General features: G+C 70.6%; 21 protein-coding genes. 10 read left to right on the top strand and 11 right to left on the bottom strand.

The features are described 5' to 3' along the window. Positions 1-4: 4 nt before the first annotated feature. From AB0M63_RS32245 to AB0M63_RS32235, 3 genes are read right to left on the bottom strand one after another with little or no spacing between them, the layout of a single operon-like run. Positions 5-598, bottom strand: a complete 594-nt coding sequence (locus AB0M63_RS32245) for a TetR/AcrR family transcriptional regulator (protein ID WP_366021886.1) — start codon at positions 596-598, stop codon at positions 5-7. Between the two features lie 26 nt (positions 599-624). Further along, positions 625-2292, bottom strand: coding sequence for an AMP-binding protein (locus tag AB0M63_RS32240; protein ID WP_366021885.1), 1668 nt, complete (start codon positions 2290-2292; stop codon positions 625-627). Continuing rightward, entirely contained in the window at positions 2289-3053 is a 765-nt protein-coding gene (locus AB0M63_RS32235; RefSeq protein WP_355906345.1) for an SDR family oxidoreductase, read from the bottom strand. Before AB0M63_RS32235 ends, AB0M63_RS32240 begins: the two co-directional genes overlap by 4 nt. A gap of 127 nt (positions 3054-3180) precedes the next feature. Between AB0M63_RS32235 and AB0M63_RS32230 the strand changes: the two genes are divergently transcribed. Next, complete coding sequence (locus tag AB0M63_RS32230) at positions 3181-4401, top strand: DUF1343 domain-containing protein (protein WP_366021884.1); 1221 nt, start codon at positions 3181-3183, stop codon at positions 4399-4401. Between the two features lie 81 nt (positions 4402-4482). Continuing rightward, a complete protein-coding gene (locus AB0M63_RS32225; RefSeq protein WP_366021883.1) occupies positions 4483-5847 on the top strand; it encodes a serine-threonine protein kinase in 1365 nt (454 codons plus the stop codon). On the opposite strand, the gene AB0M63_RS32220 is transcribed toward AB0M63_RS32225, so the two are convergent. After that, positions 5836-8619: a penicillin acylase family protein gene (locus AB0M63_RS32220; RefSeq protein WP_366021882.1), complete on the bottom strand. Its 2784-nt coding sequence runs from the start codon at positions 8617-8619 to the stop codon at positions 5836-5838. The genes AB0M63_RS32225 and AB0M63_RS32220 overlap by 12 nt on opposite strands. Positions 8620-8840: 221 nt before the next feature. On the opposite strand from AB0M63_RS32220, the gene AB0M63_RS32215 reads away from it, so the two are divergent. Next, positions 8841-9443 carry a hypothetical protein gene (locus tag AB0M63_RS32215; RefSeq protein ID WP_043681476.1) on the top strand — a complete coding sequence of 201 codons (603 nt, stop codon included), beginning with the start codon at positions 8841-8843 and terminating at the stop codon, positions 9441-9443. 185 nt (positions 9444-9628) lie between these two features. On the opposite strand, the gene AB0M63_RS32210 is transcribed toward AB0M63_RS32215, so the two are convergent. Then, positions 9629-10435, bottom strand: a complete 807-nt coding sequence (locus tag AB0M63_RS32210) for a G1 family glutamic endopeptidase (RefSeq protein WP_355906333.1) — start codon at positions 10433-10435, stop codon at positions 9629-9631. Between the two features lie 253 nt (positions 10436-10688). Between AB0M63_RS32210 and AB0M63_RS32205 the strand changes: the two genes are divergently transcribed. After that, positions 10689-11606: a hypothetical protein gene (locus tag AB0M63_RS32205; RefSeq protein WP_366021881.1), complete on the top strand. Its 918-nt coding sequence runs from the start codon at positions 10689-10691 to the stop codon at positions 11604-11606. Between the two features lie 28 nt (positions 11607-11634). Then, entirely contained in the window at positions 11635-12363 is a 729-nt protein-coding gene (locus tag AB0M63_RS32200) for a 3-keto-5-aminohexanoate cleavage protein (protein ID WP_366021880.1), read from the top strand. Positions 12364-12453: 90 nt separating this feature from the next. Here the strand turns inward: AB0M63_RS32200 and AB0M63_RS32195 are convergent, their stop codons facing one another. Then, entirely contained in the window at positions 12454-13188 is a 735-nt protein-coding gene (locus AB0M63_RS32195; RefSeq protein WP_366021879.1) for a hypothetical protein, read from the bottom strand. Positions 13189-13289: 101 nt separating this feature from the next. Between AB0M63_RS32195 and AB0M63_RS32190 the strand changes: the two genes are divergently transcribed. Beyond that, the gene (locus AB0M63_RS32190; RefSeq protein WP_366021878.1) at positions 13290-14357 is read left to right on the top strand and encodes an RNA ligase (ATP); all 1068 of its coding nucleotides are present in this window, start codon (positions 13290-13292) and stop codon (positions 14355-14357) included. Positions 14358-14365: 8 nt separating this feature from the next. On the opposite strand, the gene soxR is transcribed toward AB0M63_RS32190, so the two are convergent. Continuing rightward, positions 14366-14881: a redox-sensitive transcriptional activator SoxR gene (gene soxR / locus AB0M63_RS32185; protein WP_355906318.1), complete on the bottom strand. Its 516-nt coding sequence runs from the start codon at positions 14879-14881 to the stop codon at positions 14366-14368. A 123-nt stretch (positions 14882-15004) separates the two neighbouring features. On the opposite strand from soxR, the gene AB0M63_RS32180 reads away from it, so the two are divergent. Further along, positions 15005-15466, top strand: coding sequence for a MaoC family dehydratase (locus AB0M63_RS32180; RefSeq protein WP_366021877.1), 462 nt, complete (start codon positions 15005-15007; stop codon positions 15464-15466). A 26-nt stretch (positions 15467-15492) separates the two neighbouring features. Here AB0M63_RS32180 and AB0M63_RS32175 read toward each other — a convergent pair whose 3' ends face one another. From AB0M63_RS32175 to AB0M63_RS32165, 3 genes are all read right to left on the bottom strand, one after another. Further along, complete coding sequence (locus AB0M63_RS32175; RefSeq protein WP_355906312.1) at positions 15493-16116, bottom strand: TetR/AcrR family transcriptional regulator; 624 nt, start codon at positions 16114-16116, stop codon at positions 15493-15495. Between the two features lie 73 nt (positions 16117-16189). Next, a complete protein-coding gene (locus tag AB0M63_RS32170) occupies positions 16190-16435 on the bottom strand; it encodes a YiaA/YiaB family inner membrane protein (protein ID WP_355906309.1) in 246 nt (81 codons plus the stop codon). 74 nt (positions 16436-16509) lie between these two features. Continuing rightward, positions 16510-17661 carry an acyl-CoA dehydrogenase family protein gene (locus AB0M63_RS32165; protein WP_366021876.1) on the bottom strand — a complete coding sequence of 384 codons (1152 nt, stop codon included), beginning with the start codon at positions 17659-17661 and terminating at the stop codon, positions 16510-16512. A gap of 65 nt (positions 17662-17726) precedes the next feature. On the opposite strand from AB0M63_RS32165, the gene AB0M63_RS32160 reads away from it, so the two are divergent. From AB0M63_RS32160 to AB0M63_RS32150, 3 genes are all read left to right on the top strand, one after another. Beyond that, complete coding sequence (locus tag AB0M63_RS32160) at positions 17727-18368, top strand: TetR/AcrR family transcriptional regulator (protein ID WP_366021875.1); 642 nt, start codon at positions 17727-17729, stop codon at positions 18366-18368. A 34-nt stretch (positions 18369-18402) separates the two neighbouring features. Then, positions 18403-19125 (top strand): winged helix-turn-helix domain-containing protein, encoded by a 723-nt coding sequence (locus AB0M63_RS32155; RefSeq protein WP_366021874.1) that lies wholly within the window; start codon positions 18403-18405, stop codon positions 19123-19125. A gap of 70 nt (positions 19126-19195) precedes the next feature. Continuing rightward, a complete protein-coding gene (locus AB0M63_RS32150) occupies positions 19196-20119 on the top strand; it encodes a DMT family transporter (protein ID WP_366021990.1) in 924 nt (307 codons plus the stop codon). 67 nt (positions 20120-20186) lie between these two features. On the opposite strand, the gene AB0M63_RS32145 is transcribed toward AB0M63_RS32150, so the two are convergent. Further along, a complete protein-coding gene (locus tag AB0M63_RS32145) occupies positions 20187-21269 on the bottom strand; it encodes a Zn-dependent alcohol dehydrogenase (RefSeq protein ID WP_366021873.1) in 1083 nt (360 codons plus the stop codon). Between the last annotated feature and the right edge of the window lie 10 nt (positions 21270-21279).

Raw genomic sequence — 21279 nt, 5'->3', positions numbered from 1 at the left:
TTGTCTATGGCCGCAGCGCGCGCAGCAGCAGGTCGGCGAGGTGGTCGGCGACCTGCTGGGGGCTGAGCGGGCCGCCGGGGCGGTACCAGGTCGACAGGTGGTGGACCGAACCGAAGTGGTAGTCCACCACGAGGTCGGCCGGGGTCGCCGTGGAGAAGACGCCCTCGCGCTGGCCCTCCTCGACCAGCGCGCGGAAGCGTTCGTGGTAGCGCCGGCGCTCGGCGCGCACCTGCTTGTTCTTCTCCGGGCTCAGATGGTGCATGGACCGGAAGAAGATCGACGCGTCGTCGAGGTTGTCGATCGTCGTCACGACGACGTCCGCGGCGGCGTCCCGCAGCCGCTTCTCGACCGGCTCGTCGGCTCCGGCGAACACCTCGAGGCGCTCCTGCTGGAGGCGCAGCACGCGCGCGTACACCTCGTGCAGGAGGTCGTCCTTGGAGCCGAAGTAGTGGTACAGCGCCCCCTTGGTGACGCCCGCGGCCTCGACGATCTCCTGCACCGAGGTGCGGTCGTAACCCTGCTCGGCGAAGAGCCGGGTGGCGGCGGCGAGGAGCCGCTGGGGGACAGGAGCCCCGTCTGTGTCGGTCGTCCTGGGCACTGCCGCCACCTGCCTCTCTCAGTTGTTCACGCGCTGTCGTGGGGGCGGGAACGCAGTTCCCGTCGGAGGATCTTCCCACTTGCCGTCTTGGGCAGCTCGGGCAGGATCTCCACCTGGCGCGGATATTTGTAGGCGGCCAGTCTCTCCTTGCAGTACACGGCGAATTCATCGGGGTCGGTTTCGGCGCCCGGACGCAGGCTGATGTACGCCTTCACGGTCTCGCCGCGGTACCCGTCGGGCACTCCGACGACGGCCGCCTCGCGCACCGCCGGGTGCGTGTACAGCACGTCCTCGACCTCGCGCGGCCACACCTTGAAGCCGGACGCGTTGATCATGTCCTTCTTGCGGTCGACGACGTAGAGCCAGCCCTGGGGGTCCATGAACCCGATGTCCCCGGTGCGCAGTTCACCGTCCGGGAAGGTCTCGGCGGTGGCCTCGGGTCGCCGCCAGTACCCGGGCACGACCTGCGGTCCGCGCACGACGATCTCGCCCTGCTCGCCGAAGGGCACCTCCTCGCCCTGGTCGTCGACGATCCGTACGACGGTGTCGGGCCCCGGCACCCCCACGGCCAGCGTCCCGGACTCCGGGTCGACGGGCGCCTCCAGGCCGGGCGGCACGGAGGCGCAGGGCGCGGTGCACTCGGTGAGGCCGTAGCCGTTGCGGATGTACGGCCCGAAGCCGGCCCGGAACTTCTCCACCAGGGCGGGCGGTACGGGGGCGCCGCCGGAGGAGATGTTCCAGAAGGACGCGAAGTGCTCAGGGGTGACCGCAGGGTGCGCGGCGAGCGCCATGAAGGCGGTGGACGGGCCGACGGTGTAGTGGGGCTTGTGCTCGGCGAAGGCGTCGAGCACGACCCCGCTCTCGAAGCGGTACGCCAGGACCAGCGAGCCCGCGCTGACGAGGGAGGCGCCGAGCTGGCACACCATTCCGGTGATGTGGAACAGCGGCGCCATCGCGAAGTAGACCGGCGCGTCCGGCAGTCCGAGCCCGGTGCGCTGCCGTTCGGCGTTGTAGAGGATGTTGCCGTGGGTGTTGGTGGCGCCCTTCGGGGCACCGCTCGTTCCCGAGGTGTAGCTGATCAGCGCGATGTCGGCGGGGGCCGGGGCGGGGACCTCGGGTGCGGGGTTGCCCTGGCGGGCGACCGTCACGAGGTCGTCGGCGTCGGCCGCCTGCGGGAGCCGCTCGAAGGTGAGCACGCGCGCGTCGTCGCGGGTCTGGAAGTCCAGCTCGCACGCGGTGAGCACGATCCGCACCGCCGACCCGGCAGCGGTCTCGCGCAGATACGACTCCCACGCGCGGTCGGAGCAGATCAGCGCGGCCACCTCGCCGTCCCGCAGGACGTGGGCCACCTCCCCCGACTTGTACATCGGGTTGACCGGGACGACGATCGCGCCCGCCTTCCAGGCACCGAGCAGGGCGAGCACGAAGTGCGGCGAGTTCTGCAGCAGTACGGCGACCCGGTCGCCGCGCTCAAGACCGCGCGCGGCGAGATGCCCGGCGACGGAGTCGCTCAGCTCGTCGACCTCGCGATAGCCGAGCCGGCCGTCGAAGTAGGTGAGGAAGGTGCGGTCGGGCGTCTCGGCGACGACCCGGCGCAGGGCGTGCACCAGCGAGTCGTCCGGGCTGATCGGCCCGCGCTGGGCCTCGTTGAGCAGGGCCAGCCAGGGCTGGGCGGCGTAGCGGGAGTCGGTCACTCTCCGGCCTCCCACTTCTGCTGGATGTGGTTCATGGTGGTCAGCCAGCGGTCCGGCTCGCCTGCCCTGACCTGGTAGTACCCGGCGACCTCGGGGTGCGGCAGGATCAGGAAGCGGTCCTCCGCGATCCCCTTCATCAGGGCCTCGGCGACGGCGTCGGGCTCGATGGCGGTCGGCTGGAGGACGAGGTCGCCCGCGCTGCCGGTGGCGGCCAGCATGTCGGTGCGGACGCCCTGGGGACAGATGGCGTGCACCTTGAGGCCCCGATGCCGGTAGGTCAGCGACAGCCACTCGGCGAAGGCGTACGCGCCGTGCTTGGTGACGCTGTAGGGCGCGGCCCCGATCATGGTGAGCAGTCCGGCGGCCGACACGGTGGACACGAACCGTCCCTCGCCCCGCTCCAGCCACCCCGGAATCAAGGCTTCCGCGGCCCGCACATGGGCCATGACGTTCACGTCCCAGGCCTGCGCCCAGACCTCTTCACCGGCGGCCTCCGACCCACCGGAACCCAGCCCGGCGTTGGCGCAGTAGATGTCGACGGTCCCGCCGAGAGCGTCCCGGGCGGCAGCGACGATCCCGGAGGCGTCCCCCGGCACGGCGATCCCGCCGATCCCGTCGGCGACGGCCTTGGCCCGCTCGGCATCCAGGTCGTTGACGACGACCCGGGCCCCCTCGGCAGCGAACCGCCGCGCGAGGGCGGCGCCGATGCCACCCCCCGCGCCCGTCACAACCACACCGGCACCCTGAACGGCTTCCACCATCGGTCTCCTTCGACTGCGGCTCCACTGCCCAGCCAGACTAACCGGTCGGTATGTAACACCGGAAGGGCGGATTCTCCGACGGCCCCGCCACCTCCTCACAAGCCGCCACAGCCCCTACCGTGCCGACATGCCCCTCACCAGAAGAACCCTCCTGGCAGCGACCCCGGCGGCAGCCCTCACCCCCGCACACCTCAAACCCCACAGACTGCGCACCGGCTTCGAACAACTCGTCGCACACGACTACGCCCAGCTCGGCGGCCGGCGAACCGGCATCGTCACCAACCCCACCGGCATCACCAGGGACACCCGTCACATCGTCGACGTGATGCACGCCGACCCCCGGGTGAACCTCGTCGCGGTCTTCGGCCCCGAACACGGCTTCCGGGGCACCGCGCAGGCGGGCGGTTCCGAGGGCCGCTACACGGACCCGGCGACCGGACTCCCCGTCTACGACACGTACTTGAAGAGCGGCCAACCACTCGCCGAGGTCTTCACCGCCTCCGGCGTGGACACCGTGGTCTTCGACATCCAGGACGTCGGCGCCCGCTTCTACACGTACATCTGGACGCTGTACGACTGCATGGAGGCCGCCCAGCTCGCCGGCAAGCGCTTCATGGTGCTCGACCGCCCGAACCCGGTGACCGGGAGGGCGGCCCAAGGCCCGGTTCTGCACCGGGAGTTCGCGACCTTCGTCGGCCGGCAGCCGATCGCGCAGGCGCACGGGATGACGGTCGCCGAGCTGGCCCGGCTGTTCAACGGGGAGTTCCTCACGACACCGGTGCCGCTGGAGACCGTACTGATGACGGGCTGGAGCCGGTCGGAGTTCTACGACGCCCGGTCGCTGCCCTGGGTGCCGCCCAGCCCCAACATGCCGACGCCGGACACCGCCCTCGTGTACTCGGGGACGTGTCTCTTCGAAGGGACGAACCTGTCCGAGGGGCGCGGCACCACCCGGCCCTTCGAACTGCTCGGCGCGGCGGGCATCGACGGCCACTGGGCTGCGGAGGCGAATCGACTCGGGCTGCCCGGCGTGCACTTCAGGGAGGCGTACTTCGCGCCGACGTTCTCCAAGTTCCAGGGCACGACGGTCGGCGGGGTGCAGATCCATGTGCACGACCGGGCCGCCTACGACCCCGTGCGCACCGGGATCGCGCTGCTGGTGACCGCCAAGAAGGTCTGGAGCGGCTTCGGTTGGCGTTCGGACAACTGGATCGACAAGCTCACCGGGTCCGCCCGGGTGCGTACGGCGATCGACTCGGGTGCGGGCACCGACGAGGTGGTGGCGGGCTGGCAGGAGGAGTTGCGGGCGTTCCGGCGGGTTCGAACTGAATACCTCCTCTACAAGTGAGTCGTGACGTATGGCCAATCTTCACCGGTAGCGGGACGATGCGCCCACAGCGCACCGCTCCGGGGGAAATGGGGGCCTGTCATGGCGGATCCGGCGATGAGTGTGAGACCGTACTGGGAGTTGGCCTTCGACGCCGACGGGGATGTCGACCAGGGAGAACGCGAACGGCTGCTGCGGGAGGTGCGGCAGTGCGGGGTCGGTGAGCTGATCGTGTTCTCGCACGGGTGGAACAGTCGGCGCTCCACCGCGACCGACCTCTACAGCCGCTTCTTCGCTCCGATTCCGCGCCTCGCGCCGAAGGTCGGGATCGGGTACGTGGGCGTGATCTGGCCATCCATGGAGTTCCCGGACCAGCCGGTCCCGAGCTTCCCGCGATCCACGGTGGCGGTGGCCGGGCGGGTGGCTCCCCCGGCGCTGGACGACGAGACCCGGCACGCGCTCCTCGACACCTTTCCCGGCAAGGCGACGGTGATCGACCAGATCGCCCGAATGCTCGACCAACAGCCCGCTCAGGATGCCGAGTTGGAGGAGTTCGGGCGGCTGATGCGGGCGCTCGTGGAGGTGGTGCCGCCCGGGCCGCAGGCGCTGTTCGGGGCGGACACGCTGGCGGAGGGGGTGCCGCAGTGCGAGCCGCGGATGCTCGCCGTCGGCGCCGCGGCCGAGGTCTGCGACCAGTTCGCGCGGGCGCTGGCTCAGCTGACGGACCCTCAATCTCCCGGCCGGGTAGCAGAGTTCGCGCTGCCGAACCCGTGGTCGGGTGCGCGCGAGCTGCTGCGGCAGGCGGCCTACTTCGCGATGAAGAGACGCGCGGGCACGGTCGGCGAGCGGGGTCTGGGTCCGGTGGTCGGGCGGCTCGCGGCGGTGGCGCCGGAGGTGCGGGTGCATCTGGTGGGGCACAGTTTCGGCGGACGTCTGGTGTCGTTCGCGCTACGGGGTCTGCCCGAGGGAGTGCACACGGTCAAGTCCGTGACGCTGCTCCAAGGGGCCTTCTCGCACTACGCGTTCGCGGCCCGGCTGCCGGACGACCCGCGCACGGGAGGCGTGCTGCAAGGTCAACAGAACCGTGTGGACGGTCCGTTGGTGTGCTGCTATTCGCACTGCGACTCGGCGCTCGGCACGATCTATCCGCTGGCCTCGCGGATGGCGGACGACGACCGCTCGTTCACCGCCCTCGACATCGGGCGGGTGCTGGGCGACAGGTGGGGCGCGATGGGCCACGACGGCGTCCAGGCGGTGCCGGGCACCCGTTCGCTGACGCTGGCCGAGGCCCTGAACTCACCGCTGCCGGCGTCGGGTTGTGTCAACGTCGACGCCTGCGCGGTGGTGTGTCACGGCGGTGCCCCGAGCGGGGCGCACAGCGACATCGTGCATCCGGAACTCGCCCGGGTGGTGCTGGCGGCGGGCCGGATCGACCGGCCCGCCGCCGCTCAGGCGTCACCGGTGTGACGTGTACTCCACCACTTGCTGGAAGGTGGGCCGGTTCTGCCAACTGATGTTGGAGTGCTTGATGCCGCCCAGGGTCCGCTGGACGATCGAGTCGGCACACCACTGGTCGCCCGCCGAGCACAGCGAGTCCCCGGGGTAGACGGTGGCCGCGCTGGTGCCGGCCGCCGTCTTCAGCGTGCTGATCAGGATGTCCCGGCAGGCACTGAGGCTGCCGCCGCCGCAGTACTGCTCGGCCAGCGGCCCGGACACGCTCTGCCCGAGCACCGACCGGATGTCCTTGTCGACATAACTCCACCAGCCGTACTGGAAGGAGCTGCCGGCGTGCGCCCCGGTCGGGCCGTGTGCGGCGGACGGGGTCTCGTCGATGTACAGGTTCTTGGTGAACGCGGTGTACAGGTCGTCACCGAGGCCGGGCTGGAACTCGGCCTTCACCAGCAGCGGCCACCAGGCGTCCAGGATCCGGATGGCGTCGGAGTTGGCGTAGGTCTTGGACCCGGCCGAGGTCTCCGTGCGCTTGCCGCCCGCCGTCAGCCAGGTCTGCAGCTTGGTCACGGCAGCGGCGGCGGTGGAGTCGGTGACCGTACTGCTGGTGACCACCTTCAGCAGATCGGGCAGGACGTCCTCGGCGCGCAGGTCGGTGAGCGAGGCGTCGGACATCGCCTTCACCAGCGAGGATCTGGTGACCCCGCCGGCCGCGACGAGTTTCTTCACCCGGTCGTCGAGCAGATTGCCGCGGTGGACGGACCCGTCGCCCCAGCTCGCGGTCGTGTAGTTGAGCGCCTGTTTGTTGTTCCAGGAGATGTAGTAGTCCTGGTCGATGGAGTTGGGGTGCGCGGAGGCCGGGGTGTAGTCGGCCGTGTTGGTGGTGGGGTCCCAGTTCTGCCACTCGTAGGCGGCCTGGCCCCAGATCGGGAACTCGGGGTCGACACCGCTCGGCCGTACCGGGTTGTTGCCGCTGTTGTAGTACGCGGTGTGCTGGGAGTCGGCGTAGAACCAGTTGAACGTGTAGTTGATGTGCTGGACGGCGCTCTGGAAGGTCTGCGGACTCTTCACGTAGTCCGGGTCGTTGAGCATCTGGAAGCCGATGATCGAGTCGGCCTCATGCATGTAGGAGGAGCGCAGGGTGGTGTAGGCGACCTTCTTCCCGCCGACGGTCGCCCGGTATTCGACGGGTCCGTACTTGGTCTTCCACACTCTCATCGTGTACGACCCGGCGGCGGTGCCGTCGGCCGTGGTGGGCGTCCAGGAGTTCTTCTGCTCGATCTCGTCCATGGCCGTGCAGGTGCCGTGGAAGAGGTAGTGGTAGTCGTCCTGGCAGAGCTCGACGGCGTAGGTGTCGATGATGTCCTGCCCGGACGTCGTGGCGGACCACGAGTAGTCCTGGCCGCGGCCGAGTTCGACGTACATGCTCAGGCCCGCGAAGGAGGCGCCGCGGGCGCTGATGCCCGGGCCCTGGATCTCCTGGAGCATGAGCAACTGCGGTGCGAAGTAGCCGGTCTGCGGTCCGAAGACGGCGATGGGGTGGCCGCTCGCGGTGTATTTGCCGCTCACCACAAGGGCGTTGGACATTCCGCGCTTGGCGGAGCTGAGGGCGGTCGCGGTCGCCGCGGCGGAGGCCGCGTCGGCGCTCTGGTCGGCGCCGGTGCCGGTGGCGTCGTAGACGAGCGGCTCGGTCGTCACCGAACCGGCGTCCGGCAGGGCCTCGCCCTGGGCGGTGGTGGGCTTGGTGCCGTAGGGGAAGCTCTCGCCGTTGTGGACGGTGAGCGCGGCCTCGGGGTCGTTGCGTTCGCGGAAGGACTCCCAGACCTTGGTGCCCTCCGTCACGCCGTACTTCTCCTGGGCGGCGAGCAGGGACATGGCGTTGTTGACCTCACCGCCGCCGCCGGAGCCGAAGAGCGTGCCGATGACGGAGGCCAGCGCGACCAGGTCGGTGATCTTGAAGTGGTCGATCGTGCCGGCGTTGGTGATCGAGTCCTTGTGTCCGGTGAGGACGTACTCGCCGGGGAAGTAACGGCCGCTGTCCGAGGCGTCGATGTAGGCGTTGATGCCGGCCAGGTAGGCGTTGGCGTCGGCGAGGGCCTGCTGGCCGCGGGCGCCGTTGTTGGCGACGGCGTTGTCGATCTGGGACTGCAGCTCGGCCTCGCTGTAGGGGGCGTTGCGGTAGAACTCCTGCTCAAGCCCCTGGTTGGCGGCGACCCCGCCGGCGAAGGTGGTCAACTGGCCGCGTCCGACGTGCCGGAAGACGTCCATCAGCCAGAGCCGGTCCTCGGCGGCCGCGTATCCGGCGCCGTACTCGGTGCCGTAGCGCGTGGTGCCTGTGATGTGCGGCACACCGGTCGCCTTGTCGCGGACGATCGTCACGTCCGTGCGGCCGCTCGGACTCTCGGTCGAGGCGACCTGGTCGGAGGCGACCCCGAACGAGGCGTCGTTGAAGAAGGTGTTGATCTTCGCGTCGGTCAGGCTGGAGGCGCCCGTGGCCAGGTTGGCGTAGGGGCCGAGCTGGTCCTCGGCGTGCGCCGGCTGCACACCGAAGGCCTGGTTCAAAAGGATCTGCGCGAGGGTGGCGTTGCCGTTCTCGCCGGCCGGGAGGATGTCCGAGCACTGGCCGCCGCAGTAGTCGTTGGAGGCCGTGGCCGCCGTAGCGGTTCCTTGGGCAAGAGGAGACAAAAGGGCGGCAATGAGGGCGCATACGGATGCGGCCTTCAGGAACCCGGGGAATCTGCCGGGAGTTCTCAGTCTGTCGAGCAAGTTACGTGGGGTGCGCCGAGGCATGGCAGCTCCTACCGACGGGGGTGTGGCGGGACGTTACCGCCGGTATCCCCGGGATTGAAGATGAACATGCGTCAAGTTTTGGATGAGCGTGAGCTGCTTATGGGGGGCATCGGAAATCGGATGGAGCCAAATCGCTTGTCGATACGTCTATTCGGCGACGTCCGTTCGACGACGCCGAGGTGACCGAAGTACAGGTGCAGGTGTGACGGAGGTGCAGGGCGATGGCCGGTTTCCGGAGTCTGGCGAGACAGGTGCGAGATCCCCGGTGCGATCTGGCGCTGCGGCGCTACTCGCTGCGCAAGTGCCTTGAGCGGTTCGCCCCTTATGGGCACAGGGCGACCTGGGACCACTTGAGCTCCCGGGCCGGGTTCGGACCCGAGGACCGCTCCCCCGACCCGGCGCGGCTCGTGGCCGCACTGGACGAGCTGGAGGAAGCACGCAAGGTCTGGCTCGCCTACGAGGTCGGGTTCGCCGAGCGCCGCAAGAAGGAGAAGCACGACGGGCTCCGCCGCCCGGGCAGCGTGGACGACTGGCACCGGCTGACCTGGGGCGGCTTCGGTGTCGCCTGGTGCGACGACCCCCGCCTCCACCCCCATGAACCACTGGCCGAGGTGCTGCGACGGCTGATCGCCGCCCTGGAGCGCGAACCGGGTTCCGTGTGCCCGGTGTGCGCCGGGGAGCGCCTCCTGTGGAAGTACGACCTGGCCCACGAACCCTCCTCGGGCCCGGTCTGCACGGACTGCGGCATCGTCGTGCCGCGTCCGGTGCTCACCCCCGAGGCCCTGGCGTACGCGAGGCGCGGACGGCTGCTGATGTCGGCCTGAACCGGGGCGAACCGAAGAAGGGCGCCAGGGGTGCGCCGGGGATGCCGCACCCCTTTTTGACCCGGCCGATTTGCCGTTGCCGGTGCAACGGCGGAAGGTGCTGCGTAACGGCTGAGGCTGCCGACGGCGATCCGTCGACAGCCCCGAAGCGGTGTGCCGCAGGCGCCAGTTGGCGCTGGTGCGCTCTAGCTGGCCTTCCAGACGTCCGCGAAACTGCCGCCCGAGATCGCGCCCGGCTGGGCCCGTACGGCGGAGCTGCTGCTCTTCGTCATGACGATCTCGTTGGGCGAGTAGGTGTCCAGGTTGCTGCCGTTCGCCTTGGCGCCGGTGAAGGTCACGGTGCCGAAGTCGGCGAGGCTCGCGACCGAGCCGCCGACCTCGGGGGCCTCGGCGACGACCTCGGCGGAGGCGTTCTTGAAGCCGGACGAGCCGGCGTGGCTGGTGGTCTTCGTCCAGCCCTCGGTGGAGTCGGCGAGGGTCATGGTGAAGGTGGAGCCGGTGTAGGTCACGGTCGCGGTGAACTTGTCGCCGCCCTTGACGGTGACACCGGAGTACGCGCTCTCCGAGGCGGGCAGCACCTCCCACCAGGCGCCGTAGGTCGCCTTGCCGCCGATGCAGTCGGCTTCCGTGCCGGTCTGCTCCAGCGCGGAGTTGCTGTAGCCGTCGAGGCCGACCCAGAAGGACGAGTACGTCGTCGCCGAGGAGCAGGTGACGGTCGGCTGGGTCCAGGACGAGGTCACGGACGTGTACGCGCCGGTCGATCCCGTGGCCGCGTAGCCGGACCAGTTGGTGGAGGTGACGGTGGCGTTGGTCCTGCCGGGCTTGGCGAGCCCGTGCAGGGTGTGGCTCTCGTGGCTCGCTATGGACTGGGTGAGCTGGGCGGGGGTGTGCGCGGCGGTGCTCGGGGCGGCGGCGAGCGCGGGGGTTGCGAGGGCGGCGGTGAGGGCGGCGGCGGTGACGAGTACGAACCCGGCGGAAGATCTCGCGGACATGACTCTCCGTCATTCGAGGGGTGGGGGGACTGCCGTGACGGCAGTGGACAGAAGCTTCCGCGAGGCTTCATGAGCATGGCAATACGGTCAAGCACCTTCAGTCTTGCGGGAATTGACGACAGGACACCCCCAGCGGTCTACACCTGAGAAACCTGACAGGTTCATTCAAGAAGGCTCAACCGCCGGGAAAGTCTGCGCCAACATCGGGGCAACGGTCTTCCGCCCCGCCACGGCCCTGACTTGAGCTGAGTACGTGACTTCCGGAACCGAGTCGATGCCCTTCCACGAGGCGCTGCGCGCGGCCATCGCGGCGAGCGGGCTGAGCCTGGACCGGATCCAGGACCGGCTGCTGCGGCGGGGCACGCCGGTGGCGTCGGCGACGCTCAGTTCCTGGCAGTCCGGCCGCTACCAGCCCGAACGGCAACGGTCGTTGGCCGCGCTCGCCGTACTGGAGGACGTCCTACGGCTGCCGCCCGGCGCGCTCACCGGCCTGCTCGGGCCGCCCCGTCCCCGGGGCCGCTGGCTGCCACCGGTCGGCGACCGACCCGACCTGGCGCGGGTCTGGTCGGACCACCACGACCTCACCGCCGCCCTCGCCGCGCTCGACACCCGCTGGGACGACAGCCTGACCCGGCTGAGCTGCCACAACCGCGTCGACGTCGGCGCCGACCGACGCGTGCAGTCCATGACCAGCCACCGTCTGCTGCGCGCCGAGACGGACGGCGCGGACCGCTGGATCGCCCTGTACCGGCTCGACGCGCCCGGCCCGTTGCCGCGCTTCCGGGTGGCGGCTCCGGCCCGGCTCGGCACGGTCGTCGAACTCCCCGACGAGGGGCTGGTCGCGGCCGAGCTGCTCTTCGACCGCCCGCTGGTTCGCGGCGAGACCGTGATCGTCGACTACACGGTCGAGCACCGGGACCCACGCCCGTACTCCCAGCGCGCCGAGACCACGATCCACGTCCCGATGCGCGAACACCTCCTGGAGGTCCGCTTCGCGCAGGAGTCCCTGCCCCGCACCTGCTACTCCTTCCGCACGAACGGCCTCGACCCACGCTCCGACGAACGCCGCCCGCGCGAACAGCGGCTCCGCGTGGACGCCTCCGGCTCGGTGCACGCGGTGGCCCTCGGCGCGGGGCCGTGCCGGTTCGGGATCCGGTGGGTGTGGGGCTGACGTCCGTGGTGGGTGGCACCATCGGGGCATGGTGCAGGTCTGTCTCAACGGCGCCCGCGGTCCCGCCGACGGTGGGGTGGTGCCGGTCTCCCCGGAGGCGCTGGCCGACGCCGCGGCCGAGGCCGTCGCGGCGGGGGCCACCGACATCCACGTCCACCCCAAGTCCCCTTGCGGACAGGACACGTTGTCACCTCGCGTCCTGGCGGCGACGCTCGACGCGATACGAGCACGGGTGTCCGTCCCGATCGGCGTCACCACGGGCGCCTGGACCGAACCGGACCCCGTGGCCCGGGTGTTGCGGATACGAACCTGGACGCTGCTCCCCGACCACGCCTCGGTCAACTGGCACGAGCCCGGCGCCGAGGAGGTCGCGACGGCCCTGCTGGACCGGGGCGTCGGGGTGGAGGCGGGCATCTGGTCGGGGACGGACGGCTCCGCCCGGTTCGCCGCATCCCCTCACCGTTGTCAGGTTCTACGGGTCCTCGCCGAGGTGACCGACCCCGACCCGAGCGCAGCGGAAGCGTCCGCGCGCGTGCTGCTGTCCGACCTCGACATCGGACACGGGCGCCCGGTTCTGCTCCACGGCGAGGACGGCGGCGCCTGGCCGGTGCTCCGGCTCGCGGGTCGGTTGGGTCTCGCGACCCGGATCGGCCTGGAGGACACGCTGTTCCTGCCGAATGGTGAACGAGCCTTGTCCAACGCTCAGTTGATCGCCGAGGCGTTGGTCCAGTACGGGTGGGCCCAGCGCTCGTCGTAGGGCAGCGCGAGGAGTTCGGTCTGTGCGGCGAGGTGGGGCCGCCGTGGGCACGGAGTCGGGCCAGCACGACGAACAGGCCGCGCCCAGCGGTCAGTTGATCGCCGAGGCGCTGCTCCAATACGAGTGGGCCCACCGCTCGTCATAAGGCAGCGCCAGCAGTCCGGCCCGCACGGCGAGGTCGGGCTCACCATGTACCCGGAGGCGGGCGGGGGCGCGCCCGGCCAACCACGCCTGGAGACCCGCGAGTTCCGAGCCGTCGTCTTTCAGGTGCCACCAGGAGAACGGTGAGGCGTCGGTCAGCAGATCGTCCAACCAGAGTTGCGCGCAGCGCACCAGGTGGGCGTCGGCCACCGGGTCGGCGTCCCAGGAGTCCAGCAATGGGGTCGCGGTACGCAGGATGGAGGCGCTGGTCTCGAAGACGTCCTGGACGGGGTACTGCGGGTGCGGTGCGCGCAGGGTGTCCTGCCACCAGGCGTGTACGAACTCCTCGACGGCCAGGGCCTGTTCGGCGGGCCAGGTGCGCCAGTCCGTCCGGCTCAGGGCATGGTGGCCCCAGCCGATCCCGTCCAGACCACCGTCCGCCATCGCCCGCGCGGTCTGTGGCAGCAGGCGCCGAACCACGGCCGCGTGGTCCTCGAAGTGCAGGGAGTCCTTGAAGACGAACCTGTTCAGCAGCTCGTCGGGCACGCGCCGGTACGGCGTGCGCAGGAACGCGGTCTCCTCCGCGCCGAAGCACCGCTCGCAGCCAGTCTCCCCCGGACTCGCGAAGCCGTTGAAGACTGTGTCGATGTCGGCGAGGGCGGCGACGAGCGCGGATGAGGTCATGGGACCACCGACGCTAGCAGCCACAAATCCCCTCGCTCCACCCCTTTCGGATCAGGACAGTTGGCGGCGATGAAACCCAACTGAGAACGAGGAGTCCCCCGATGTCGACGCTGCGCGTCACCGCCGAAGTGCTGACCGTCCATGAACACCCGAACGCCGACGCCCTCGAACTGGCCCAGGTCGGCCTGTACCGGGCCGTCGTCGCCAAGGGCGCGTACCGCACCGGTGAGACCGCCGTCTACATCCCCGAGCAGTCCGTGCTCCCGGCCGCGCTGATCGAGGAGTTGGGGCTGACCGGACGCCTCGCGGGCAGCAACGCCGACCGGGTCAGGGCGGTGCGGCTGCGCGGTGAGCTGTCGCAGGGGATCGTCTGCCGGCCGAAGGCCCTCGCGGAGGTGGATCTGGCTCAGGCCGCCCTGGACGGCACCGACTTCGCGGAGCGGCTCGGCATCACCAAGTGGGTGCCGCCGATCCCGCCCACGATGAACGGTGACGTGGAGTCCGCGCCCGATCTGCTGCCCTGGGTCGACATCGAGAACATCCAGCGGTTTCCCGGCATCTTCGAACCGGGCGAGGCTGTGGTCCTGACCGAGAAGCTGCACGGCTCGGCCTGCCTGCTCACCTACTTCGCCGAGGACGGCCGCGTACAGGTCTCCTCGAAGGGCTTCGGCGCCAAGTCCCTTGCCCTGAAGGAGGATCCAGGCAATCTGTACTGGCGGGCGGTCCGCGGCCACGCCGTCCCCGAAGCCGCCGCCCGCCTCGCCGAGCGGCTCGGCGCGCGCCGGGTGGGGATCTTCGGCGAGGTCTACGGCGCGGGCGTACAGGATCTGACCTACGGCGCCGACGGACGACGTAGCACCCTCGGGTACGCCGTGTTCGACGTGTCCGCCGAAATCGACGGCGAGGTGCGCTGGCTGGACGCGGCCGAACTGCTCGACGGGGAGCTGCCGTTGGTGCCACGGCTGTACGAGGGGCCGTACGACATCGGGCGGGTGCTGGAGGTCGCGAGCGGGCGGGAGACCGTGTCCGGGCGCGGGCTGCACCTGCGGGAGGGGGTCGTGATCCGTCCGGTGGCAGAGCGGTACAGCCCCGTGACCGGTGGCCGGGCGATCGCGAAGGCCGTCAGCGCCGCCTACCTGACTCGGAAGGGCGGCACCGAATACGAGTGATCGCGACTTCAGTCGCGCGCCCCGGGACCCGAACCGCCGTCCCGGGGGGCGCGGGCCTTCCGGCGCTCCCCCGGTTCCGCCATCAGCCGTGAACCCGCGCCCCGTTCGCCGACCACGTCGTCCGGGTTGGAGAGGACACAGGTGGCCAGGGACAGGCAGCCGCAGCCGATGCAGTCGGTGAGGTGGTCGCGGAGGCGGTTGAGCTGCTTGATGCGTTCGTCGAGTTCGGAGCGCCAGGCCTCGGAGAGGTGGGCCCAGTCCTCGCGGGTCGGGGTGCGTTCCTCGGGTAGTTCGGCGAGCGCCTCGCGGATGGTGGCCAGCGGGATGCCGACGCGCTGCGCCGCCCGCACGAAGGCGACCCGGCGCAGAGTGTCGCGGGTGTACCGGCGCTGGTTGCCCGTGGTACGGCGGCTGCTGATCAGGCCCTTGGCCTCGTAGAAGTGCAGCGCGGAGACGGCGGCGCCGCTGCGTGCGGCGAGTTGGCCGACGGTCAGCTCGTGGATCTTCTCGGGGATCTGGGGCACCTGTCAGAGCCTACCTATCGCGTCACACCCCCGGTCCGTTGACAGGGGCCTTCGACCCGACCATGCTAAGCAGTTGCTTAGACCGTTGGACAGACAGTGTGCGATGCGAGAGGGCCGGTCAACATGGCAGAGCCGAGGATCTTCACGTCCGTGGACGAGCTGAGGGCGGCGGTGGGCGAGCAGCTCGGCCACACCGACTGGCTGGAGATCGACCAGAAGCGGATCGATCTCTTCGCGGAGGCGACGGGCGACCACCAGTGGATCCATGTGGACCCGGAGAAGGCGGCGGCCGGGCCGTTCAAGACGACCATCGCGCACGGGTATCTCACCCTGTCGCTGCTCCCGCTCTTCGGGCCGCAGCTCATCAAGGTCGAGGGCGTGACGATGGGCGTCAACTACGGGACGAACAAGGTGCGTTTCCCCGCCCCGGTCCCGGTCGACTCCCGGTTGCGCGCCACCGCGACGATCACCGGCGTCAACGACGTGCCGGGCGGCGTCCAGGTGTCCGTCGCGTTCACCGTGGAGCGCGAGGGCGGCGACAAGCCGGTGTGCGTGGCCGAGTCGGTGTCCCGCTACTACCTCTGACCCGCTCAACCCCCGTAAGGCGGAGGCTACTTGGCCCCCACCATCCGCAGCACGAGGTCGGCGTAGAGCGCGCCGACCTCGTCGGGCGTCCGGGGTCCGTCGAGGCTGAACCAGCGGGCCACGTCGATGCACAGCGACAGGATGGCGAGGGTGGTGCCCTTGACGTCCGGTACGTCGAAGGAGCCGTCCGCCACCCCGTCCTCGACGATCCCGCGCACCTCGGCGTCGACCTGCCGGCGCAGCGCGAGGATCTCGGCGCGGGCGTCCGGGCCGAGCGAGTCGAGTTCGTACTGCACGACCCGGGCGGTGGTACGCCCGCCCGCGTGCCAGCGCACGAAGGAGCTCACCGCGTCGGCGAGCCGCTCGGCGGCGCTGCCCTCGCGCCCCGCCGCCGTACGCAGGATGTCGAGGGCCTTCTCGTGGCCGATCCTGCTGATGCGGTGGAGCAGCTCTTCCTTGGTCTTGTAGTGGATGTAGAGCGCGGCCGGGCTCATCCCGGCGCGGCCGGCGATGTCCCGGGTGGTCGTCGCGTGGTAGCCGCGCTCGGCGAAGGCCTCCACGGCGGCGATCAACAGTCGCCGGGCCGCGTCGGGCGTGACCTCGCCCCAGGCCTGCGGGTCGCCCGCGGTGGTGTCCTGAGCCGTACTCATCGCTCGTAAGCCCCTCTCGATGACAAGGGCTCCACCATACCGCCGAACCTGAGCGAGCGCTTAGTCTGCCCGCTCAGAGCTTTTCGAACGGGTTGTAGACGGCCCGCGCCCCGTCCTGCCGGTCCCGGATCACCTTGGCGAGGGTGAAGGAGGAGGTGACCAGATACAGGACGGCGATCGCGAGGAAGGCCCGTACCCAGGCGTCGGCGTGCAGCTTGAAGATGCCGATGGCGGTCGCCGCGATGGCGACGGAGAAGGAGGCGACGGCCTGGCCGTAGAAGGCGGCCGTGTTCTGCGGTTTGCCCGATGCTTCGCTCATGGGGACAAGCGTCGGCGACCACGGCCCACGCGACATCCGCTCAGATACTCAACTCCCGTACTCAGCCCGGTCGATCAGAACGCCGAGACACCCGTCAGCGCCCGCCCGATGAGCAGTTTCTGGATCTGGCTGGTGCCCTCGTAGAGGGTCATCACGCGGGCGTCGCGCAGCAGCTTCCCTGCCGGGTACTCGTCGATGTAGCCGTAGCCGCCGAAGACCTGGAGAGCGTTGTTGGCGGCGCGCACGGCGGCCTCCGAGGCGAAGAGCTTGGCCTTGGAGGACTCGGTGGCGAAGGGCAGGCCGCGGTCTATGAGGTCGGCAACGCGCCAGGTCAGCAGCCGGGCCGCGTCCACGTCCACGGCGATGTCGCTGATCAGTTCCTGGACCAACTGGTGCTGCGCGATGGGCTTCCCGAACTGCTCGCGCTCACCGGCGTGGCGGACCGCCACGTCCAGCGCGGCCTGGGCGATGCCGACGCAGCCCGCCGCGACCGACATCCGCCCCTTGGCCAGCGCCGACATGGCGACCGAGAAGCCCTTGCCCTCGGGGGCGAGCATGGTGGAGGCGGGGACGCGGACGCCGTCGAGGACCAGTTCGGCGGTGGCCTGACCGCGCAGGCCCAGCTTGCCGTGGATGGCGCGGCGGGTCAGGCCGGGGGTGTCGGTCGGCACGAGGAAGGCGGAGACACCCTTGTGGCCCGGGGCGTCGGTCGAGCGCGCGAACAGGAGCACCACATCGGCCCAAGTCCCGTTGGTGATGAACATCTTGGTGCCGCTGATGACGTAGTCGTCGCCGTCCCGGACCGCCCGGGTGGTGAGGTTTCCGGCGTCGGAGCCGGTGCCGGGTTCGGTGAGGCCGAAGCAGCCGACATGCTCGCCGGAGGTGAGCCCCGGCAGCCAGCGCCGCTTCTGCTCCTCGCTCCCCCAGGCCGCGATCGACTTGGCGACCAGCCCGAGCGACACGGAGACGATGCCGCGCACGGAGGAGTCCCCGCGCCCGAGTTCCTCGGTGACCAGGCAGTACGCGAGATGGTCGCCGCCCGAGCCGCCGTACTCCTCGTCGATGGTCAGCCCGAGGAAGCCGACGTCTCCGAGCTTCTTCACGATCCCCCGGTCCACTTCCTCGGCGCGGTCCCAGGCGATCACGTGCGGGGCGATCTCGCGCTCGACGAAGTCCCGGGCGAGCCGCCGTACGGCGGTCTGCTCCTCGCTGAGTCCCAGGTCCACCCGCGATCACCCCACATTTAAATTAGCACTGCTAGTTTCTCGGTTACGGCCCTACTATGTGCGCCATGGCCCGACCGCGCAAGCCCCTCCTCAGCACCGACCGGATCGTCGAGACGGCCCGGGTACTGGTGGACGCGGAGGGCCTGGCGGCCGTCTCCACCCGTCGGCTCGCCGCCGAGCTGGGGGTCAGCGGGCCCTCGCTCTACAACCACTTCCGCACCAAGGACCAGATCCTGGAGGCGGTCGCGGACTCGGTGAGCGCGCAGGTCGACCTGTCGATGTTCGAGGACGGCCGCGACTGGCGCACCGCACTGCACGACTGGGCCGTCTCCTACCGCTCCGCCCTGCGCGACCACCCGAACATCGTCCCGGTCCTCGCCACCGGCCCCGGCCGCCGCCCCGCCGGACTCCGCCTCGCGGACGCGGTCTACGGCGCGATGATCGACGCGGGCTGGCCGCCGGCACAGGCCACGTCGATCGGCGCGCTGATGCGGTACTTCATCATGGGCTCCGCGCTCGGCTCGTTCGCCGGGGGGTTCGTGGACGACGCGAGCGCCTACGACCCCGCCGACTATCCCCACCTCGGGCAGGCGCACCTCCTCGCCGAGCAGCAGGAGAAGATCGACGAGCGGGCCTTCGAGACGGGGCTCGCGGCGCTGCTGGACGGGCTGGTACGGCAGTACGAGCAGGTCGCGCGCCCGGCCTGAGACAGTTCGGTGGGCGCCGAAGTGTCCGTGGCCCATGCTGGGACCCATGACCACCAGGGATCCTCAGGCACCGGGACTCGCCGCGCTGGCCTCACTGATCGCCGACGAGACCCGGGCCACCTGTCTGCTGGCGCTGCTCGACGGACGGGCCTGGACGGGCGGCGAACTGGCCCGGCACGCGGGTGTCACCGCGTCGACGGTCAGCGAGCACCTGGGCAAGCTGATCGCCGGTGGACTGCTCACCGAGGAACGACAGGGACGGCACCGCTATGTGCGGCTGGCCTCCGCCCGGGTCGCCCAACTCGTCGAGGACCTCGCCGCGCAGGTGGAACCGGCCGGTGTCGTACGGCCGCGCGGTCTGCGGGAGGCGAGCGCGGGGTCGGCGACGGCCCGGGGTCGTACCTGCTACGACCATCTGGCCGGGCGGATCGGGATCGCGGTGACGGACGCGCTGACCCTCCGGGGGCTGCTGCGGCAGGACACGGGGTTCGCGCTCACGGACGCGGGGGTGGAGTGGTTCGCGTCCGTCGGTATCGGGCTCGACCGGAAGGGGCGGCGGCCGTTGGCCCGGGGATGCCTCGACTGGACCGAGCGGCGGCCTCACCTGGCGGGGGTGGCCGGGGCCGCGCTGTGCCGACACGCGCTGGAGGAGGGGTGGTGTGTGCGGATCGGGTCGGGGCGGGCGGTGCGGGTGACGGCCGTCGGCGAGCGCAGGCTGTCCGAGTTGCTCGGTGTCGAGGCGGTTGAGCTGCGCTGAGTCCGGCCGGAGTCGCCGTCCGATTTCCGCCAGCTTCGACCCGGTATCCATACCTACCCTCAGGAGCATGATGAACGTCTCCCGTACGGCCGCCGCTGCGGCCACCGTCACCGTCGTGCTGTGGGCCTCCGCCTTCGTCTCCATCCGGAGCGCCGGCGATGCCTACTCACCGGGCGCGCTGGCGCTGGGGCGGCTGTCGGCGGGGAGTCTCGCCTTGGGAGTGATGTGTCTCGTACGACGGGAAGGGTGGCCGCCGCGTGCCGCGTGGCGGGGGATCGCGATATCCGGGGTGCTCTGGTTCGGCGTCTACATGGTCGTCCTGAACTGGGGCGAACAGGAGGTCGACGCCGGTACGGCCGCACTGATCGTGAACATCGGGCCGCTCCTCATCGCACTGCTCGGCTCACGGCTGCTCGGTGACGCGATGCCGCCGAGGTTGCTGGCGGGGATGGCGGTGTCGTTCGCCGGTGCGGTGACCGTGGGTCTTTCGATGTCGGGCGGGGGCGGCTCGTCGGTGCTCGGGGTGGCACTGTGTCTGCTCGCGGCGGTCGCGTACGCGGGCGGGGTCGTCGCCCAGAAGCCGGCCCTCGGGCAGGCCGGCGCACTCCAGGTCACGACGTTCGGGTGTCTCATCGGGGCGGTGGTCTGCCTGCCGTTCGCCGGGCAGCTCGTGCACCAGGCCTCCGACGCGCCCCTCTCCGCCACCCTCAACATGGTCTACCTGGGCGTGTTCCCGACCGCGCTCGCCTTCACCACCTGGGCGTACGCCCTCGCCCGGACGACCGCGAGCCGCATGGGCGCGACGACGTACGCGGTGCCCGCGCTGGTCGTGCTGATGGCCTGGCTGGTGCTCGGCGAGGTGCCGGGGCTGCTCACGCTGGGGGGCGGGGTGCTGTGTCTGGCGGGTGTGGCGGTGTCGCGGTCCCGGCCGCGCGCGAGGGCGGCGGAGCGGGCCGCGGGCGTCAGTGACCCGCAGCCCGAACAGGTGCCGTAGACAAGGGCGTTCAGACCCGGGCGTTCAGACTTGGGCGTCAAGGGCACGGGTGTTCGGAGACGGGCGCTCAGAACACCACCAGCGCCCGTCCGCCCTTCCCCGCGAGCATGTTCTCGAACGCCGCCGGGATTCCGTCCAGTTGGATCCGTTCCGTCACCAGCGCGCCCAGGTCCAGGCGTCCGGCCCGGACGTGTTCGGCGAGCACCGGCAGGTCCTTCGCCGGGTCCGAGTTGCCGTAGACGCAGCCGCTCAACGTCCGTCCCCAGTGGAAGAGTTCGAGGGCGTTGAAGGTGACCTGCTGGTCCTTGCCGCCGATGCCGACGACCGTCGTGCGTCCGCCCCGGCGGGTGGACTCCCAGGCGGTGCGGATGGTGACGGCTCGGCCGACGCACTCCACGGCGACGTCGACGCCCTGCTTTCCGGTGAGGGCGCGGATCTCGCGGGCGGTGTTGTCGGAGGCGACCACGTAGTCGGTGGCTCCGGCGGCGCGCGCCAACTCCTCCTTCTCCGGGGAGAGATCGACCGCGACAATCTTCGCGGCGCCCGCGATCCGGGCCGCCTGGAGGGTCGACAGGCCCACGCCGCCGACGCCGAACACCGCGACCGTCTCGCCCTCCCGCACCCGCGCCGAGTGGTGGACGGCACCGTAGCCGGTGAGGACCGCGCAGCCGAGGAGAGCCGCGTCGGTCAACGGGATTCCGTCGGGGAGGGGCAGGACACAGGCGGCCGACACGACCGTCTCCTCGGCGAACGCGGCCACGTTCAGGCCGGGGTGGAGGTCGCCGCCGTCGGAGGTGCGGTGGGCGTAGACGTCGGCGGCGCCGTTGAGGGCGTTGGCACAGAGCCAGACCTCGCCGAGCGTGCAGGCGTGGCAAGTGCCGCAGGACGGGGCCCAGTTGAGGACGACGGGGTCGCCGGGCGAGACATGTGTGACGCCCTCCCCCACGGCCACGACCGTGCCCGCGCCCTCGTGGCCGAGGACGGCGGGGACCGGCACGCGCATGGTGCCGTTGGTCAGGGACAGGTCGGAGTGGCAGACCCCGGCGGCGGCGAGGCGGATGCGGACCTGGCCGGGGCCGGGGTCCGGGAGGTCGATCTCGGCGATCTCCAGCGGAGCGCCCACGGCGGGCAGGACGGCGGCGCGAACCATGTGAACTCTC

The organism is Streptomyces sp. NPDC051576 (genome assembly GCF_040681835.1).
Classification (GTDB): domain Bacteria; phylum Actinomycetota; class Actinomycetes; order Streptomycetales; family Streptomycetaceae; genus Streptomyces.
This window is presented reverse-complemented; position numbering and strand designations above follow the sequence as displayed.

What these genes read in the sequence shown, in the direction of transcription:
- AB0M63_RS32220 (WP_366021882.1), bottom strand. Translation starts at nt 8,619, where the DNA reads ATGCCTCGGCGCACCCCACGTAACTTGCTCGACAGACTGAGAACTCCC.
- AB0M63_RS32160 (WP_366021875.1), top strand. Translation starts at nt 17,727, where the DNA reads ATGGCCCGACCGCGCAAGCCCCTCCTCAGCACCGACCGGATCGTCGAG.
- AB0M63_RS32150 (WP_366021990.1), top strand. Translation starts at nt 19,196, where the DNA reads ATGAACGTCTCCCGTACGGCCGCCGCTGCGGCCACCGTCACCGTCGTG.
- AB0M63_RS32180 (WP_366021877.1), top strand. Translation starts at nt 15,005, where the DNA reads ATGGCAGAGCCGAGGATCTTCACGTCCGTGGACGAGCTGAGGGCGGCG.
- AB0M63_RS32170 (WP_355906309.1), bottom strand. Translation starts at nt 16,435, where the DNA reads ATGAGCGAAGCATCGGGCAAACCGCAGAACACGGCCGCCTTCTACGGC.
- AB0M63_RS32215 (WP_043681476.1), top strand. Translation starts at nt 8,841, where the DNA reads ATGGCCGGTTTCCGGAGTCTGGCGAGACAGGTGCGAGATCCCCGGTGC.
- AB0M63_RS32230 (WP_366021884.1), top strand. Translation starts at nt 3,181, where the DNA reads ATGCCCCTCACCAGAAGAACCCTCCTGGCAGCGACCCCGGCGGCAGCC.
- AB0M63_RS32190 (WP_366021878.1), top strand. Translation starts at nt 13,290, where the DNA reads ATGTCGACGCTGCGCGTCACCGCCGAAGTGCTGACCGTCCATGAACAC.
- AB0M63_RS32225 (WP_366021883.1), top strand. Translation starts at nt 4,483, where the DNA reads ATGGCGGATCCGGCGATGAGTGTGAGACCGTACTGGGAGTTGGCCTTC.
- AB0M63_RS32200 (WP_366021880.1), top strand. Translation starts at nt 11,635, where the DNA reads ATGGTGCAGGTCTGTCTCAACGGCGCCCGCGGTCCCGCCGACGGTGGG.
- AB0M63_RS32155 (WP_366021874.1), top strand. Translation starts at nt 18,403, where the DNA reads ATGCTGGGACCCATGACCACCAGGGATCCTCAGGCACCGGGACTCGCC.
- AB0M63_RS32235 (WP_355906345.1), bottom strand. Translation starts at nt 3,053, where the DNA reads ATGGTGGAAGCCGTTCAGGGTGCCGGTGTGGTTGTGACGGGCGCGGGG.
- AB0M63_RS32145 (WP_366021873.1), bottom strand. Translation starts at nt 21,269, where the DNA reads ATGGTTCGCGCCGCCGTCCTGCCCGCCGTGGGCGCTCCGCTGGAGATC.
- AB0M63_RS32210 (WP_355906333.1), bottom strand. Translation starts at nt 10,435, where the DNA reads ATGTCCGCGAGATCTTCCGCCGGGTTCGTACTCGTCACCGCCGCCGCC.
- AB0M63_RS32195 (WP_366021879.1), bottom strand. Translation starts at nt 13,188, where the DNA reads ATGACCTCATCCGCGCTCGTCGCCGCCCTCGCCGACATCGACACAGTC.
- AB0M63_RS32175 (WP_355906312.1), bottom strand. Translation starts at nt 16,116, where the DNA reads ATGAGTACGGCTCAGGACACCACCGCGGGCGACCCGCAGGCCTGGGGC.